Genomic DNA, 14,764 nt, shown 5'->3' on the forward strand with positions numbered 1-14,764 from the left:
TCTTAATGGCACGTAAAGTTGAGACGATCACTATCGAGAAAGAAGGGCGCGACAAAGGTAAGCGCTTTCTCATCACTGAAATGCCCGCATCAAAGGCAGAATGGTGGGCTTATCAGGCAGTGACTAAGCTGTTAGCCAATGGTGTCGAGCTACCAAACACGGATGATGTTGAAAAAGATGCTGGTCAGGGCATGGCCTCATTCGCGCAACACGGGATTGCGGCACTTGGTAAAATCCCTCCGCAAGAAGCCAAGCCTTTGCTGAACGAGATGATGGAGTGCGTTAAGATTTGCCCCAATCCATCTGATCCAACTGATGCCCGAAGACTCTATGAAGATGACATCGAAGAGGTCTCGACGCTCTTCCAGCTTCGACTCGCTACATTGAAGCTCCACCTTGATTTTTTTACACCCGCAAGCGCCTAAAACTACCTCTCTCACCCCCTAATCCAAAGAGCGGAAAATTGGCTGAGTACATGAATATCACTCAGCCGATGGGCGCGGTCATCTCTGCACAACTCGCTACTCTTCATGAGCTGGATACTGTGTATTCAGTAGAAGACATGTGGAAACTGCTAGAGGTGGCTTCTATTGATCGTTACAACCAATCCGTTATGGCAGGTAAATGATGGCTACTGATGCTGAAACGCTACAACAGTTTTTTATCCGGATTGGTATTGATCCAAGCCAGGTGCAAGAAGGATCGAAAGTTGTAGCGACTGCTATCAATGAAATGCACGGTACCGTCAGAGAGCTTGTCGATGGGTTTAATACCGCTCAGGAAGGAATTGAAAGCACTGTAGAGGGTATAAGTGAGTCAACCGAACGTACCAGTAACAATGTAAACACCCACATTGGCAGTATCATTAATGTAATGGGCACGCTCAAGTCTGAGCTGCTTGGATTTGCTGGTATTACGCTTTCAATTGGGGGAGCATTTGAGTTCGTCGATAGGATGACTGATCGCATTCAGTCGATGAACAATGCATCCCAGCAGTTAGGAGTGTCACGACAACAGATCGACGGATGGAATCGCGCATTCGAAGCTGCTGGGGATGATCCAAGCGAGGGCAGCAATCTTCTTACAAGCATTCGTAGTGGTATTGACGGTCTGGCCAATGGGCAAGGCCTGTCTTCACAGCTTTCAGCGATTCAGCAAATAACCGCACCCGGCACTGTAACGGCCACGTCAAATCCTGCCGAGGTTCTACGCTCATTTGTTCAAGCTCTGCAGCAGATGGGGAAATCTGACAATCCACTGATTCGTGATCGTGAGAGAGCGCTAGCGCAGCAGGCGGGACTTGGTGTTGGGGGGAATGTTGCTGCATTGAATGGAAGTCTACTGCAAAACCAGCAGTATTTTTCCCAACATTCTCCGTATGGCGATATTAGCGATCAGGATGTGCAAAACATTGCACGAGCAAAAACGCAGCTTGATCAGCTGATCGACTCAATCGGTGTGCAGATATACAAGAAAGCGCTGCCTCCCCTTAATGACTTCGCACAAATGATTAGCACTCAGTTTGCTGACCCAAATAGCCCTATCGAAAGAGCTATAGGTATGATCGGCAGCCTAGGCGGAGCGATCGAGTCATTCGTCCATATCGGTGATCGTTACGCAAGAGTACTGAATGACCTTCAAAGCGGGAATTATTCAGCTGCATGGCGTGATCTTAACGATGCTGAAAATAGCAGTGGAGAAGCAATCGATAAAGCTGCTTCCCAAGCTAAAGGGGTATCAAACACAGCTGACAGGTGGCATAACGACATCGCCGGATGGTCAAACCGTACTTTTGGGACACATTTTAATGACCATCAAGGGCAGGATCAGAATGCACTTCCTGATAGAAACAATAATCCAGGAGATATTCGCTCTGGCGCGCATGGATTTCGCACTTTCTCAACTGTTCGTGAGGGCTGGGAGGCTTTACGCCACCAGCTCATGCGCTATTACGACGGCAAGACAACGGGCCATAGTCTGCAAACAGTGCGCGACATCATCTCAACTTGGGCGCCCTCAAGCGAAAACAATACCGGCTCTTATATTGCCGATGTAGCACGTAGGCTTCATGTGGCCGCCACTGATCACATAAATCTTAACAACAATGGAACTATGGCTCAGCTTATGCAGGCCATAGCCTCGCATGAGGGCTTCCATGGAGATTTAGGTTTAGCCAATCAAGTGGCCGGATACAATCCTGTCGGAGCTGGACTGTCGGCATCTCAATACATTACGCACAATAGCGGCGGCAATGTATCGCATGAGACCCATATTGGGACTGTTAACCTACATGGTAACTATTCGAACATGGAAGAGTTAGCTCAAGCATCAAATCATGAGGCAAACAACACGAATATCCCATTCAGCGTATCTGGGGGGCAATAATAATGGCCGATATTGCTACGGGGACAAATTCGGTAACAGGTATTGTCTCCACGGTTAGCGGTTCTCTCACTGAAACGACAGCGCTTCAATTTTTCCAAGGAGATGCGCTCTTAGCCAGCATTTCAAACACATTGCATCCTGCCTATTCGGTTACATTCAATTCTATCTCAAGTGATACGTTGATAGCTGGGACAGTAGGGCAATCTGTTTTTGAGCCCACGAGCTGGGTATCGGTTCAAGCGTCATCGGAGTCAGGCGTTGTCAATGCTCCAATTGAGCTGGGGAACTATGCCAGCATCAACAAGGTTCGCAGGCCGCGCTCGCTTACAATTATCTTCACTCTTGAGGGATGGACGGGATACTCAGGTCAGCTTGCTAACTACAGTAACTTCTCAATACTCAGTCGCACTCGGATGCTTGAGATATTGGAGCAGATGAAGCGCAGCACAAATACATACAATATTGCTACGCCAGACACGGTATATGAGTCTTTTGATTTGCAGCAATTTTCTTATTCTGTTTCATCGGGCAATGGAATGACATTACTTCGTGTAACAGCTAGCTTTACTGAAGTCTTGCCGGTCAGCGAGACACTGCTTTCGACACATTCGCTGCTCTCGCAGAATGGTGCTCAATCATCGGCGGCGACGACTCAGAAGGTCAACTCGCTATCAGCAAATGCCAGTCTAGGTGAAATCAACCAGGCGTATTCAAGTGCATCGGGGGGTACTCCAGTGACAGGGTCAGCAGTTACCTCTAATGCGGGTAGTGCGACTGACATGATCACTCAGTCTTACGGTGTGAGTAGCGATCAGAGTGCCCGACAGAAAGCCTCTGGGATAAGCCGCTTGCTGGGAGCGATAACATAATGCAATCAATATCGCTTACGGCTATTGAATCACAGCGCTTTCAAATTCAGCTTGAAGGTATTAGCTGCACGATAAAGTTAACGCAGCGTGATACAGGGCTGTTCATGGATTTATATGCCAATGGTAATGCTGTTCGGCTAGGTGTGAAGTGTGAGAACGCTAATAGGATAGTCAGATATAACCATCTTCGTTCGCAGACGGGATTTAAGGGAGAGCTATTCTTTATTGATACTCAGGGTGAGCTTGATCCTGATTTCTCCGAATTGGGGACCCGGTTCAAGCTGTACTATCTGACATCCGAGGAAATGTCTGGGTAGAGCAGACAACAAAATTCATGCCGTACCAAATAAACGAAGCCCCAACGGTGCGCTAACACCATCAGGGCCAAAACTGAAACCTTGAAACAGGCAAGGAATCATAAATGGATTTTAGCAAAATGTTGGAGGTATTGCATAAAATGTCCGCAAATCCTCATTCTCGACGATTAGCATGGGCCGCAGTAGTCGTTGCAGCCATATGGGCCGTTGCAAAACTGATAGCCGCTATAGCGCCCGCAGGCCTTATCCACTAGTCATAGACATCCCCGTCAAATCACCGCCGCAGGCGGTATTTTTTTGCCCAGAAAATGAGATATCTCATGGCCTACCAAGAACGTCGCATAAAAGTAAGCATTCGCCTGTCAGACCTGAACGCACCAGAGAACCAAGCATTTGAAGACGGCAACAACACCCTTGTGATCGATAATTGCAAGGCAGTGTGCTCTATGAGTGTTAATGCCGGATTAGGGGGAGGAGATATGCAGATGACCCTTTGGGGATTATCACTGGGACACATTTCTAAGATCGTAGGCCCCGGAATACTTCAATTTCAAAACGGAATACAAAACGAAATTACGGTTTGGGCTAATGATGATGTTTTCTTTCGTGGAATTATTATCGATACTCAAATGGATTCATCTAGAGCCCCAGATCTAGTATTGAAAATCCATGGAAAACAAAATGGGCTTGCTACCCAATTTCTAGCCACTTCTCCGACTTTTATTGGCAAACCGACATCCTTTATCGAGATATGTAAAATTATCGCACAGAAGGCTGGACTGAGTGTTAATAGCTATATAGATGATTTTACTGTGAGCCGTTTTCACGCAGAGGGTAGTGTCAAATCACAGCTTGATGCATTGGCCGAATCTTATAGAAACAAAAAAATAGGTATTGTCCATACATTCGGGCATATCGACATCATTGGGTATATCTCGCAAGCTGATGATGGCACTGAGGCTGATATTGAGATAAGCCCAGAAAATGGGTTGATTGGATACCCAAGCTTCACCATGAAAGGAATTCAATTTAATTGTATGTATAGGCCTGAAATATCAATGAATAGTATCGTTAAACTTACCACAAATTTACCAAATGCAAGTGGACGATGGAATATTTGGACAGTTGTACATCAAATATCAGCATGGGTTGAGGGTGGGCCTTGGTACTCATCAGTTACTGCGGGGACAATATCAAATGGATAAATATTCATCCAACATGCTTCCACATGATGATGCTGGCACAAGTAACTCTATGATAAGGATGGTTCGCGATCTTGTCGGCGCGAATAAGCACATTGTCCCATGCTACGTGACTAACAACAGCGAAGTTGATCAGAAGAAAACCATTTCCGTGATGCCTATTATTCAAGGATTGACTGGTAATGGCTTGCCAATTGATAACGTAGAGATTACTGACATTCCAGTCATGCGCAATCAGGCCGGTGATAGTGCGATCATCATCAATCCGCATATAGGTGATGTTGGCTTATTGCTGGTATCGGATAAGGATATAAGCAATATAACGGGGCCAAAACAAGCGATACCGGGCAATGTGGGACGATTTACGTTATCAAATGCCCTATATCTTGGAAGTATTCCGTTGTGGTGCGATCAAGAGCCAGAAGAGTATGTGCAGTTGTCTGGCAATGGGAGTGGTATTTCAATCAAGACGCCGGGAACGCTATCAATTGAAGCCGAGAAACCAATCACCATCAATGCCAGGGCTGGGTTGACAATCAATGGCAATGTTACGGTCAATGGCAACGTCACTGCTGAAGGTGAAGTGACTGGCAATAAAATACCATTGAGCAAGCATGTTCATTCTGGTGTTACGGCTGGGAACAGCCCAACAGGCACGCCGGAGGCTTAATAACCAATGGGCGAGTTATGCATTTGGTCATAGTTGACTATCGACTGGCCTGCTCCAGTACGGCAAGAATTCATCAGAGAATCATAAATTACATTCTCACCAGTTATGCTATCAGGGGGAAGCGTATTGAAACTGTTATAAGAAGATAGAATTGTGTCTTCCACATTCATCAAAACAGTTTTATCCCCATATCCCCACTGCCTTACTGAGTCTTTAACGTACTCATCAAGAGCCTGATAGTGGTCTTCATGGTGCAGGGCATCGTATTTTCCGATTCTCGCGGATGCTACGACCATTTCACGGCAAGCTTGATATTCATCCTGTGGGGCTGGAAGATAGCTGTCGGCGGCATGTGCAATGCCTGATGATGCGGCCAGAAGAGTAAGGGAAGCCAGTAGATATTTCATTGAGTTGTCCATGGGTGGAAATTGGAAAGATAGTAGCTGCCTGACTGGGAAGATGCAAAGCTCTCTATTAACTTAACATCTAACAGTTGAAGGGGAGGTATCTGCAGGATCATCTCACCGAAATTGACTTCCTAAATAATGTGTCTAAAATATCGGTGTACGGCATATTACCGTACACACAGACCATACTTACATAGGAAGTAATCTCATGAGTATGTCAGCACAGCGTATTGAGATACGCACAGATCATGAAACAAAGACTCTGGCAGAACGAGCGTCAGCTGTTTCAGGTTGTTCTATGACTCAGTATCTAAACCGATTGATTAGGGAAGATGCGAGCCGTGTTTTAAAAGAGGCATCCACTATCACTCTTACCAATCAGTCTTTCGATCACTTCAAGGAAATCTGCTCTAGGAAAAAACCTTTGAGCGAGAAGCTAAAAGCAGCAGCTGCTAAATTAGACTCAGAAGGATATTGAGAACCAAATAATGCCTCTCCACAGTTCCTTTGTCTCAGTAAATGGTTCACAGCAAGATTTAAAGAGTTTCGATTGTGGCAAAGAGGCCATGAATACGTTCCTTTCCAGATATGCCGGGCGACACATGGCTCAAGGACTTAGCACTACATGGGTTCTTCCTGATGCCCGCAAGGGTGTGTTACCTGGGAAAGATGGACGTGCCTTAGTGGCTGCTTACTTTACTCTATCCCAACATTGTGTAGAAAAGGAGGCTTTACCCACAACTAAAAGCCTTCCCCGCTACCCCATTCCTGTAGCACTACTTGCTAGGTTGGCTGTGGATGTAAATTATCAAGGTAAGGGGCTGGGCAGTAAGACTTTGGTGACAGCATTAAGGAAGGCATGTTACTTATGTAGTGTTGGATTGCCAGCTATTGGCTTGGTTTTAGATGTACTTGATGAAGATGCCATGTCTTTTTATAACAGCTATGATTTTTTTGAACCGATGAAGGATAATCCTAATCGTTTATTTATTGGTATGGATAGTATACGTGACCTTTAGAACTGATAGTCAGATAAATTTTTAGAAAAGCATTAATACGTTCTTGGCCCGCTTCGGCGGGTTTTTTATTGCCCGGAGAAAAGTAGTGCAATCGACATCTCTCTATCTCGACCCTGATACATGGGATATTACTCTTGATTCCGTGGGACGCCTAAAGACAGTCAGCAATCCATATTCAATCGCCCAAGACGTAGCCTGTGCATGCAAAACAGTGTTGGGCGAAGTCATTTACGATCAAACGATTGGTATCCCGTTTTTTAACAATGTCTTTGGCAAGCCGGTTTCAACATCGCTGGTCTCACATTACCTGCAAAAGCAAGCAACACGTCTGGACACTGTAGAAACAGCGCAAGTGTCGTTAAGCAAGAATCGATCATCACGTACAACCAGCGGCGAGATAGTCATTACTGATACTAACGGATCGCACGCGACCTTAATTTTGTGAGGCCACCATGGCATTTAGTGAAACTGACAAACAATATCTCTCTGATTTTTATCAAAATGATGAGGTAACGGCCTCTACTTCAGTGCCGGCCATGACGTTCAGTGAGCAAGGTATTACTGCTCCTGACATCGCGGATATTCTCCAAGGTGTACTGAATGATTGGAAGCAGGCGCTGGGTGGAAATGCCAGCACAGACTTGACCACGCCTCAGGGCCAAATTGCATTGGCTATGACAGCCATCATTTCAGACAAGAATGATCAGCTTCTAGCACTTTCCAACAATCTCAACCCTGACAATGCATCCGGAATTTGGCAGGACGGCATAGGACAAATATATTTCATCAACCGAAAAGAAGCGACCGGGACGTCAGTAACAGGCACATGTACCGGGCTTGTCGGAACTGTCATTCCCGCTGGCAGTTATGCCCAAGATACAACAGGCTTTGTGTATCGCTCGGATGCAGACGCAACAATTCCCAGCACGGGCTCTGTAGACGTTGTTTTCACAAATATGTCCTATGGTCCTATTGAGTGCCCGGCAGGCACGCTAACAACGATTTACAGTGCCGTGGATGGTTGGTCAGGGGTGAATAACGCGGCCTCAGGTGTGATCGGTCAGAATGAGGAAAGTCGGACTAACTTCGAGCAACGTAGGCGCTCACAGGTCGCCAAGAACGCAAAAGGGACACCTGACTCGATATATGGTGCACTGCTTGATATTGACGGGGTATCTGATGCATATGTGCGTTCAAACAATACAGCTGCCGAGCTGGATGTTGGGTCTACGAACGTTATTATCCCCACAGGCACGATTTATATCGCCATTTATGGGGGTAATGATACTGATATTGCCAATGCGATAAACAGCAAGATCAACCCAGGGTGTGCGACTCGATGCAATACCGCAAATGAGCGCTCAGCGACTATCGAGGACACACAAAACTATAGCTCCAACATTCCGTCATATACGTTTTACTGGACGACTCCAGCAACAATTGACGTGTATTTTAAGATCACGATCCAGCGCAACGAGTTTTTGCCCAACAACCTCAAGTCCCTGATTCAATCGTCTGTAGAGGATTCATTTACAGGTGAAGATGGTGGTACTCGAGCGCGCATCGGTTCAACGATTTATGCCTCACGATTCTATGGTGGCGTGCAGAACATTGATCAGAACAACGTTAACATTCTCAGCATTCAAGTTAGCCGTGATGGGCAGAACTACTCGGATTTCGTGGACTTTGGTGTCGATGAAATTCCCGTGTTCAACAGTGATAATGTCGACCTCATCGAGGCATCTAGCTCATGAGTTATTTTAACCCCCTTGAAACCATATATCGGCAATTCGTGGCGTCTCCTAATATGAGACGCCTTATTTTTTTAATGGGGCAGGAGGTCGAGCCTAGAACCTTTATTGATCAGTTTTACGACAATGTTTGGAACATCAATACCGCTAATACGTACGGGCTGAATATATGGGGAAAAATCCTCAACCTTTCGAGGGTAATGACGTATCAGACTGCCGAGCACTGGTTTGGCTTCAGTGAGGCCCTTTTGAGCTATGAGACGGCCAATGATCCCACGCCTTTTGATAATGCATCGTTCTACAACGATGGAGAAGATAGAGGTGGCTCTGTTGTGCTTCCGGATGCCTATTATCGCAAGGCTCTCATGATGAAAGCCATGGCCAATATCACGGATTGCACGGCACCTTCGCTCAACAGGATGTTGATGTACGTTTTTGGTGATTCGGGCGAGGCGTGGGTTGAGCATGATGGTCCCATGCAAATGTCCTATCACTTTGCTTTCACCCCAACATCAGTAGAGCTTGCGCTCATCCAAAACAGCGACATACTGCCTCAGCCTGCGGGATGCCGTATTGCCTATATTTTAGAAGGTCATAGCAATGGATAATTCAAATATCCCAAGCAAAGTCACCGTAGTGTTTGCCTCCCAGGGAAACTACAACCAGATTGCCGAAACATCGTCGGCAGATAGCCTGGCATCTGGTCAGGCCACCATGGATGTTGGCTTTCCACCCCTGACAATGACCGCCGTTGCTAATGGAGGGAAGCCTCCCTCTGGTAAAGACATGAACGGCATCCTGCATGACATTTACCTGCGCCTACAACTTCAAAGCATTGGGTATATGGGAGCCTATGACAGTTCATTCTCATCGACTGTTGGCGGATACCCAGCAGGAGCCTCTGTATGCGACACATCTACCGGAACCTTATGGCTTAATACGCAAGATTCAAATACCAATTTACCGACTGCAGATAACAGCGGGTGGCTTCCTGTTGGGCGTAGCTGGGACCAAGTGACTGGAAAGCCTGATTTCGGGAATGCATCTCTGAAAAATGCCAGCGCCGTTAATTGGGATAAGCAAGATGTCAGCGCATTTGAAAATGATACAGGTGAGGTCGTGTCAGGAGCTGACCTATATCAGACAATCATGCATCTTGCGACAGTTGCACGAAGCGGTAGCTATTCCGATCTGAACAACATCCCGGCAGTGTTAAGCGCTCTCAGCTATAGCGGGTCAAATGCTGTGCGGCTCACTGGACAGTATGGGGATGCCCTTCAGATCGAAGGAGGGAATGTATTTAAGGTATTGGACAACAATGGAAATATCAATTGGGAAGTTAATGAGGGTGTGCTCGATATTGGCAACGTTCCTGCTGCACGAATTACTGGATTGCCTGATTGGTTAGCTGCACAAACAGTCGGATCAATTGGGAGTTATGCACTATTGAGACGGAATGACGGCAACTACCACTATGCCGGTGATATTGTGCCCGGCAGCTCGCTGAATTATGCCTCTGCAGGCGAATTTGAATCGAGCGGTACAGCGCCCGGAAGTTGGCGTGCAATGGGGCAGACGAACAACCACGGCGGCGCCGATGGTGATGAAGTAACATTATTCTTGAGAGTAAGCTAATGAATCACCCACATCCATCAATAATTGATATCAAAGATCCTGTATGGGCAGACGAAGACCAGTCCATCATCAATCTTAAAATCCAGTGGGCTCATTCCAATGGGGAATACTGGCCTTTCACCGCTCACCCGCAAGATAGCGAAAAACATGGTCCCCTCATTTTTGAGAGAGCCAAAAATGGTGAATACGGCGAAGTCAATCCGTTTGATCATGATGCTCACGATGTAATGCTGAATCGGAAAACATCTATTCAACGTCTGCGTGACATTGAAACGGAGTTATCTCCACTTCGCGATGAGGCATTAGCCGGGATCATCACAGACGATGATCAGCGAAGGTTGCGAGAATTAGTCTCAGAAGCCAAAAAGCTTCGAGCATCCCTTTAAAACTTCAATTTTTACATGCCGCCTAGAGCGGTTTTTTTACGCCTAAATTTTGCCTGAAAGGGGTCATCATGGCATTAAGCGATCATCTAAACGTACAACGATATGCCTCTATCGCCGAAGTAGCAGCTGCCGAGGCAAAGCTTTACTGGCAGCAAGTCAAGACCGTCAAGGTCGATATGGAAGGTTATGTAGATCAGGCACAGCAATATGCTGAATCTGCACAGCAACAAGCAACAGCTGCTAGTGACAGTGCTCAGGCTGCATCGAATGCAGCATCTCTTTCAAGCACATCAGCCGCAAGCGCTCAGAACACATACGAAAACATTGAAGCTGTACTTGCGTCAAATAATGTCTATGACACTGTTGCCGAAGGTCTTTCCAACACAGCAAGCGGAGGATATTTCTCCGTTATCGGTGGTACCCCGGTTTACGACAGCAATGGCAATGTAACTGGCTACTCTGAAACATCGGATTATCTGATCGGATACAAGAACGAAAACGGCACCGCTATCCGTTTTGGTGCCATTCCGAATGCGGACGCCATCAGCTCACTGTATAGCGGTGAAAACGTCACTTACCTCGCCGATATTCTGACAAATCGAGGGATGAAGAACTGGCGTGATAGCACGAATGAAGTCGCTGGCGATGTGGAAGACAGCAACTGGGATCTATCAGCTCTTATTGATGTCAAGGCTGGGGATGTCTATAGGCTTGTCTTCTCTAATGATCCAACGGGGACGTGGCCCGAGAACCTGGTGTCATTTTACCAATCTGGTAAACCCGTTGGCTCTCTTGTCTATGCGCAACACGTGATCAATAGCGACCCTGCTGTTGCATGGGCGCTCAACAAGAGTCATGACCTTACGCGCCAGCTTGAGAAGTGGTTCATTGTTCCAGAGGATGGTCAGATTAAGGTTGGCGCCACGCAGACAATGCAGCAAAACGCTTTTCTGATTAAGTCAACAATCGAAAAATACATTGCAAATTCAATCTGGCTTGGTGCCAATAAAAACGCAACTCAATGGCATAAGGATGGCTGGCTTAAAACGCCGGTTCTCACTGCGCTAGGTCAGGATATCAACGAAGCCACTGAATCACCCGCGCTGGGTTCAAGTGAAACCTGCGCCCTGACTGACTATATCCCAGTCAAGAAAGGTCAGTTCTTCAATGCCATCGTGCCAACGCATGCCTATAGCACGATTGCCCACTACTTCGATGCTGACAAGAATTTCAAGTATGACTTTGCGCCATTCAATAGCTGCACAGCATCTTATGCATTCGGCGGAACGGCAGATACCACGAACTGGACCACCACGGATGCTGGTGGCATTCAGACAGCCGAGAACTATATTGTTCCGGAAGACGGGTATATCCGCATTCTCGTGGATTGCGGTTCTACTGGCTGGAACGATGGTCTGCTTTATCGTCTAGATGACGCATGGCTTGAGTATGACTATTCAGATTTTGCAGCTATTCCTGAGCCGCTGAATGGCTATTTGAGCATTTCAGCTGGTCGCATTATCTCGCCAGCAACACCGCAGTCGCCGGCAGGTACATCATCTGAAGACATGGTAGATACTCTGACCGGCATCGTTATCCCTGCAAATACCATCTTCCGGTATGAGTATCAGGTGCTGAACAATCAGAATCAGAACCAGGTGACTCTGTGGCCGCAGCGCGAAAATAACATTGCTAATGGATGGAGTGTTATCAATGCGCCGGTCATCGGGTATGCCAAAGGCAATCTTGCAACGCCAGGGTCAACACAGTGCGGGTATTTTTACTCTCAAGATTACCCGTGTGCTGTCTCCATGTTCTCCGCAAAGGGTACTTGTAAGATTGAAGTGCTTACGCAAGAGGAGTTTGTGACTCGACGAAACGCAGATATTGCCAAGCTTATCCCGGTTCCTGCACAGCAGCCAGAAAACATTGCAGATCCGTACGGCCAGTATCTGGTGCAGGTAAACTCCAATCAGTATCTCGGTGTGGGATGGATACCCATGATGCCGTATGAAGTATTGACGCTGAAGTCCAATTATTCAGAGATTCGCGGCTTCTCCCTTTATCTTGATAGCGTCTCAGGCAATCCTGCAAACAACGACTTCAATGCCGAAGATTTGTATTATCAGAACGCTTCGAATGCTGTCACTATCAACTGGGACCCCAGCCTTTCGGGCGACATGATTCGCACTGTTCAAAACCGCGAAAACTTCCTGTACTTCGGTTTCCAGTGCTATGACCCACTCGACTCAAACGGAAATAACACTGTCGATTGGGAAAACTACTTCGGTGATGACTATCCCAAAGTCCAATCTCTCGAAGACTTCAACGCGCAGTATATTGATTCTCAAGAGAGTATCCCATACGGATATATTCCAAATTCGATGTACTCCTCGATCTGGGATCAAAACCTCAATAATGAGCAACTTCTTGCGGTTGGTTTAGGCAACACTCTCGACCAGTGGCGAATGGCATATCCCTTTTATTGCATCAAAGGCCAGTCATATCGTGTTGTGCAAAATACTGACCGGACAGCCACACATGCGACTATTCCTGTGCAATATGTGGGAAGCAAATCAACAGGCAGTAATGTCACAAGAATTGGCTCTCTGCTACCTCTCAGCCCGACACCCAGTCAAGACGATGTTTCTGAAACGATTCACTCCGCAATCTTTACTCCCGATGAAGACTGTATCGTTTACTTGTCTTCTCGCCACCTCGGATCGAATGAGACAACTGACACGAACTATGGATTGTATGTCAATGCCATGTATCAGATCGGTGTCTTCAAAGTAACTCCGGAGGAAGTAGAGAAAGCGACACGCATTGATCTTGAAGAAGATTGTCTGTATCTACCGGATGAAGAGGGGCTGGAGTTCAAGGCAATAAACGGCGTTCCGCCCTATGATCGCTCAGGAGGCTCTATCAGCTTCCCAATGCAAGTCTGGCAGAAGGGTAGGTATGTTACCTCATTTATGCTTGAAACAAGTGTTCAGGGACAAGGGACTGCTCAGCCAAGCGTTGAGAAAATCAACTGGGACCTTAAAGCAACCAATAAATATGGGGAGAAAATTACATTCAAAATCGGTAATTGGATGGAGACCAAGAAACTGGTGCTTAAGTCCAATGAGACCGAATATTCACAGCACCGAGATACCCTGGGTAACCAGATTTTCCAAATCGCACGCAGAACCACCGATGGGTTTACGTTCGATAAGTCAGTGCTCCAGTACGATCTGACTGAATATCCAGATATACAATGGTTCCTGAATGCGGATGCTGGCATGAGAGGGGTTCCTGCCACAATCTACATCAATAACTCGATCTATGGATTGTACCAACTCCGCACGAAAAAAGATGAGCCTAACTTTGCAATTGTGAAAAAGGACAAGGACTTTATCTTTGCTGATTCAGACTATTTGAGCTGGGCGCAGCGTAACAATGCAGGTCATCAGCTGCTTGACTGGAAAAACTTCAATTGGCATGCATGGGAGTTTACTGAGCCCAGCAAAGAGCTAGGAAAGTCTTATCAGAGTGGCGATGTTCCGGAAAGTACAGATCTGCAAAACCAAATCCTGAGAGTGTTCAACTGGATTGCGGGGTGTACAAAGGGTGAGGCGGCATACAACTTTGACGATGATGCTGAAAAGTATCTCAACATGCCATCATGGATTGCCTATTTGTGCGTTGGCGAGCTTCTATGCCCCTGGGACAACGTGAATAACAACGTGCTCATGAGCTGCTCAAATGCAACATCCGAGAATGCCATTTGGACAGTGTACATGTACGATTTAGATCAAATCCTAGGGTTCTCGACTAACACGTTGCCCAGCCCCGATCAGCACTATTTCGAGGGAGATAATGCAGGTGTTTGGTATTGCATTAGAAACAGTAAAAAGTACTGGCCGCAAGCATGCGCTATGTGGAAACAGCTTCGTCAATCTGTATTTACAGACATTGAATTGATGAGGCTTGTTGAAGCAGAACAGCGCAAAGTGCCAACCTCATGGCGAGCAGCAGATGAAGCAATCTGGGGAAATATGCCCGGCCAATCAACCACGTTTATCGCTAATTTTCTTGTAACTCGAGCAAATCAGCTCGATTCATATTTTAAGGAGTAATG

16 protein-coding genes are annotated in these 14,764 nt (G+C 46.6%); 15 read left to right on the top strand and 1 reads right to left on the bottom strand.

Going from position 1 to position 14,764, the window contains the following annotated elements; genetic code table 11:
* The first annotated feature begins 5 nt into the window (after positions 1 to 5).
* The 7 genes from LMG33818_RS12905 (at position 6) to LMG33818_RS00270 (ending at position 5,443) form a co-directional block, all read left to right on the top strand.
* Complete coding sequence (locus LMG33818_RS12905; RefSeq protein ID WP_503128947.1) at positions 6 to 425, top strand: hypothetical protein; 420 nt, start codon at positions 6 to 8, stop codon at positions 423 to 425.
* Between the two features lie 50 nt (positions 426 to 475).
* The gene (locus LMG33818_RS00245) at positions 476 to 628 is read left to right on the top strand and encodes a hypothetical protein (protein WP_442321343.1); all 153 of its coding nucleotides are present in this window, start codon (positions 476 to 478) and stop codon (positions 626 to 628) included.
* Positions 628 to 2,385: a hypothetical protein gene (locus tag LMG33818_RS00250; RefSeq protein WP_442321344.1), complete on the top strand. Its 1,758-nt coding sequence runs from the start codon at positions 628 to 630 to the stop codon at positions 2,383 to 2,385. Before LMG33818_RS00245 ends, LMG33818_RS00250 begins: the two co-directional genes overlap by 1 nt.
* A gap of 2 nt (positions 2,386 to 2,387) precedes the next feature.
* Positions 2,388 to 3,254 (top strand): phage baseplate protein, encoded by an 867-nt coding sequence (locus LMG33818_RS00255; protein WP_442321345.1) that lies wholly within the window; start codon positions 2,388 to 2,390, stop codon positions 3,252 to 3,254.
* Positions 3,254 to 3,571: a phage baseplate plug family protein gene (locus LMG33818_RS00260; RefSeq protein ID WP_442321346.1), complete on the top strand. Its 318-nt coding sequence runs from the start codon at positions 3,254 to 3,256 to the stop codon at positions 3,569 to 3,571. The genes LMG33818_RS00255 and LMG33818_RS00260 overlap by 1 nt, the downstream gene beginning before the upstream one ends.
* 320 nt (positions 3,572 to 3,891) lie before the next feature.
* Positions 3,892 to 4,776 carry a baseplate hub protein gene (locus LMG33818_RS00265; RefSeq protein WP_442321347.1) on the top strand — a complete coding sequence of 295 codons (885 nt, stop codon included), beginning with the start codon at positions 3,892 to 3,894 and terminating at the stop codon, positions 4,774 to 4,776.
* The gene (locus tag LMG33818_RS00270) at positions 4,769 to 5,443 is read left to right on the top strand and encodes a hypothetical protein (protein WP_442321348.1); all 675 of its coding nucleotides are present in this window, start codon (positions 4,769 to 4,771) and stop codon (positions 5,441 to 5,443) included. The genes LMG33818_RS00265 and LMG33818_RS00270 overlap by 8 nt, the downstream gene beginning before the upstream one ends.
* Here LMG33818_RS00270 and LMG33818_RS00275 read toward each other — a convergent pair.
* On the bottom strand, positions 5,440 to 5,850 hold the full coding sequence (locus LMG33818_RS00275; RefSeq protein ID WP_442321349.1) for a hypothetical protein: 411 nt from the start codon (positions 5,848 to 5,850) through the stop codon (positions 5,440 to 5,442). The two genes, LMG33818_RS00270 and LMG33818_RS00275, sit on opposite strands and share 4 nt — an antisense overlap.
* A gap of 208 nt (positions 5,851 to 6,058) precedes the next feature.
* Between LMG33818_RS00275 and LMG33818_RS00280 the strand changes: the two genes are divergently transcribed.
* From LMG33818_RS00280 to LMG33818_RS00315, 8 genes are all read left to right on the top strand, one after another.
* Positions 6,059 to 6,328 carry a type II toxin-antitoxin system TacA family antitoxin gene (locus tag LMG33818_RS00280; protein ID WP_442321350.1) on the top strand — a complete coding sequence of 90 codons (270 nt, stop codon included), beginning with the start codon at positions 6,059 to 6,061 and terminating at the stop codon, positions 6,326 to 6,328.
* 124 nt (positions 6,329 to 6,452) lie between these two features.
* A complete protein-coding gene (locus tag LMG33818_RS00285; RefSeq protein WP_442321351.1) occupies positions 6,453 to 6,869 on the top strand; it encodes a GNAT family N-acetyltransferase in 417 nt (138 codons plus the stop codon).
* Between the two features lie 85 nt (positions 6,870 to 6,954).
* Positions 6,955 to 7,314, top strand: a complete 360-nt coding sequence (locus tag LMG33818_RS00290) for a contractile injection system sheath initiator (RefSeq protein WP_442321352.1) — start codon at positions 6,955 to 6,957, stop codon at positions 7,312 to 7,314.
* A 7-nt stretch (positions 7,315 to 7,321) separates the two neighbouring features.
* Entirely contained in the window at positions 7,322 to 8,623 is a 1,302-nt protein-coding gene (locus LMG33818_RS00295) for a baseplate J/gp47 family protein (protein ID WP_442321353.1), read from the top strand.
* Positions 8,620 to 9,228, top strand: a complete 609-nt coding sequence (locus tag LMG33818_RS00300; protein WP_442321354.1) for a DUF2612 domain-containing protein — start codon at positions 8,620 to 8,622, stop codon at positions 9,226 to 9,228. The genes LMG33818_RS00295 and LMG33818_RS00300 overlap by 4 nt, the downstream gene beginning before the upstream one ends.
* Positions 9,221 to 10,255, top strand: a complete 1,035-nt coding sequence (locus LMG33818_RS00305) for a hypothetical protein (RefSeq protein ID WP_442321355.1) — start codon at positions 9,221 to 9,223, stop codon at positions 10,253 to 10,255. Before LMG33818_RS00300 ends, LMG33818_RS00305 begins: the two co-directional genes overlap by 8 nt.
* Positions 10,255 to 10,641 (top strand): hypothetical protein, encoded by a 387-nt coding sequence (locus tag LMG33818_RS00310; protein WP_442321356.1) that lies wholly within the window; start codon positions 10,255 to 10,257, stop codon positions 10,639 to 10,641. Before LMG33818_RS00305 ends, LMG33818_RS00310 begins: the two co-directional genes overlap by 1 nt.
* Before the next feature lie 68 nt (positions 10,642 to 10,709).
* Positions 10,710 to 14,762, top strand: coding sequence for a CotH kinase family protein (locus LMG33818_RS00315; protein ID WP_442321357.1), 4,053 nt, complete (start codon positions 10,710 to 10,712; stop codon positions 14,760 to 14,762).
* The last annotated feature ends 2 nt before the right edge of the window (positions 14,763 to 14,764 follow it).

This window comes from Cernens ardua (genome assembly GCF_051251085.1).
Lineage (GTDB): Bacteria > Pseudomonadota > Gammaproteobacteria > Pseudomonadales > Halomonadaceae > Cernens > Cernens ardua.